At 39.1% G+C, this 3,278-nt stretch carries 1 protein-coding gene; it reads right to left on the bottom strand.

Annotated elements, in window-relative coordinates; genetic code table 11:
• The coding region (locus tag KO515_RS08165) for a T9SS type B sorting domain-containing protein (protein WP_215935894.1) at positions 1 to 3,278 on the bottom strand (3,278 nt) is incomplete at both ends.

The raw sequence follows: 3,278 nt of genomic DNA, 5'->3' as shown, positions 1-3,278 counted from the left end.
TCGTATTCCACTGTAAACCAGTAGTCACTCGTTGGCATTGCTTTGCCGTTATAAGTCCCATTCCAACCATCTCCATCTGGACTTATTTGCTTTAACAACTTTCCGTACCGGTCAAATATATAAATTTTTGCATTACTTCCAATACCTTCTATGTTCCAAGTTTCATTATTTCCATCTCCGTTTGGCGTAAAATATAGCGGATAATCGATTATAAACTTAGATACTGTGATTAATCCACAGCCATTCTTATCTCTTGCGGTGATCTCATGCTCTCCTGCAGATAAGCCTGTAAATATCCCTTCATCTTGCCATGGCCCTCCATCTAAGCTGTATTCATAAACTCCTATTCCTGTCGCGAAGGCTTCTAAAACATGATTATCTGCAAAGGCTTGTGTCACTAATTCTATAGCTAAACTTGGTGGTTCACTTTCTATAACGTCGGTTGTGTCTACATTAGTACAATTGGTCTCTGTAGATGTGCTTATATCGGTTACTAAAACACTATAGCTACCTCCTTCGGTTGGCATTATACTTGGACCTGTAGCTCCTGAAATTACAACGGTATTATAACTCCACTCAAAACTATAGTCTACTACCGATAAGCCTGTATCAATGACTAAAGGGTCTAAAACTTCTGTCCCATTGGTATTTAAACATAACGTATAGCTGTCTTCTAAATTAAATTCTGGTAATGGATTCACTTGTAAGGTGATTTCTGCTACAGCATAACAGATGGATGTGTCATTACCTGTGGTACCATCTGGTGTGTCATTATCTACACGTGCATAAATAACCTGTGGGTTCGTTATGTTTTCATACAAGGTTGGTAATGGGTTGACATTTAAATCTGCATGCTCTTGGGTTTCATAATACGTCACAATGTAATTCAGTGGATCTTGACCGTCTAAAACTTCTGCGTCTCTCGTGGTTAAATCAAACTGTGCACTGTCATTGGTTGGATTTCCATCGGTTTCCATCTCATCATCACAGGTTTCATAAACTATAGCTTCCATATTTGGATTCGCCTGTGCGGCTTCTTGAACTTCTATATTGAAACTTTGGGTACTGATAGAACATCCTGTTACATTGTTGGTAATGGTCACAAAGATTTGCTGTGGATTACTCAAGTTCGTATAGGAACTTACTAATCCGTTGATACCTGCTTCGGCATCAGCTAAACTGCTATGGTAACTCACTATAAATTGTGTTGGATCTTGACCGTTTAACACTTCGGCGTCTTTGGTCGTTAAATCAAAACTATCAACTCCATCTGTAAATAATTCACATTGTATAAAATCGGTTACAGCTATTACTTCTGGTAATGGATGTACTATGATTGTAAAATCAACTAAAGCATAACAACCTGTGACATCATTTGTTATACGTACATAGATCTCTTGTTCTGGTGTCTCTGCATTCGTGTACTGTGTTGGGTCTACTATAGCATTACTTGCTGAATTGGCATCGTCTAAACTTTCATAGTAGCTTGCCGTTACTCCGGCTTCTCCGTTTAATATCAGAATTTCATTTTCCGTAAGGTCAAACACCTCGACTCCATCTCCTGTATTTTCATCATCACACAACTCTAAGTTTGGTAATTGATCGCTTGGTGTTGGTGTGGGATTTGGCAGCACACGGATTGTTAGTGTGGTAAAGTCTACACAACCTGTATCGGTATCGGTAACAACCACATAAAGGGTTTGTGGATTTGCATCTAAACCATTAACTGAGGTATTGGTATACTGTGTTGGATCTGGAATCATATTGATTTGAGATTGCGCATCAGCATCGGTCTCGTAATAGGCTACGGAATAACTCGCATTACCTCCTGTGATCTCAGTATTTTTTACCGTTAAATCAAATACTGTAAACCCATCTCCTGGTGCTTCTCCTAAATCATCACACTCACTTAATTGTGTTGGTTGTATTACTACTGGTGGTAAACTAACTTCTAATTCAAATTCTCCGGTATCGCTACAACCTGTGGTTGGATTGTATAGGCGTACATAAATTACTTGTGGATTTATAGTGTTAGTGTAATTACCAACATTGACAATTGGATTGTCGCCTGTTTCAGCATCCAATGCACTTACATGATAAGTAAGTAGCACGTCTAATGGGTCTTGCCCGTTAAGAATTTCATCATATTTGGTGGTCAAATCAAATTGGGCGATACCATTGTCATCCGTATCACAAATAATGTAAGGTTCTATAGTTGTTGGTACTTCTGGTGAAGGCAACACAATAAGCTCCATGGTACTCGCTGTAAGGCTGTAGCAACCTGTGACGGTATTTTCTGATCGTACAAATATCATTTGGTTGTTGGCTACAATATTGGTATACAGTCCTATAATTGGATTATCACCATTCTCTGCATCGGTCTGCGTCTCGTGATAGCTAATCGCTACATCTGGTTCTCCATTAGTGATTTCTATGGTGCGTTGTGTTAAATCGAACTCTGCAAACCCATCGTTATCATCATCACAGACCTCTATGGCTGTTGGGTTTGGTTCTGGTGATGGTATTGGATTGACTCGTAAGGTAACTGTTACTGTATTGTAACAGCCTGTATCATCATTTTCTGCTCTTACAAATATGGTTTGAGCATTACTAGTGTTTACATATGGACTTGCTATTGGATTTGTAGCATTGTCTGCATCCATTTGTGTTTCAAAGTACGTTAACGATAGGCCTGTTTGTCCATTTAAAATCTCTTCATTAGCGTCTTCTAATGTAAAACCTTCTTGCTCATCGCCTGGGTTATTCACATCACACATCTCTATGGGCGCTGGTGTAATTAACACGGGTAATGGACGGACTATTAATTCTAAACTTGTGATTTTATAACAGCCTGCTACCGTTGTATTATCCTCTACACGTATCCAAATGATTTGATTAAAATCGTCGGTGTTGGTATAAGCCTGCGGATTGTTTATGGGGCTGTTTGCCGCTATAGCATTCACATCACTCTCGTAATAACTAACATCATACTGCAATGGATCCTGACCGTTTAATAATTCGGATTCTTTAAGTGTTAAATCAAACGTCGCAAATCCATCGGCTGAGATATCATCACAGGCTTCTAATCGTGTTGGGTCTATTAATTGCGGTGTTGGTTCTACGATTAACTCTAACACAACGATAGTGGCACAGTCCGTCGCTATGGTTGGGCTTTCTATTCGAGCGTATAAGATTTGACTATCTTGTGCAATATTATTGTAAGCTATTGAGGTATCTATGGCATCAACTCCATTGTTGGCATTGGTTTCTGTTTCGTG

It is taken from the genome of Winogradskyella psychrotolerans (genome assembly GCF_018860545.1).
GTDB lineage: Bacteria > Bacteroidota > Bacteroidia > Flavobacteriales > Flavobacteriaceae > Winogradskyella > Winogradskyella psychrotolerans_A.
Note: the sequence above shows the minus strand (reverse complement) of the source record. Positions and strands in the feature narration are given on the sequence as shown.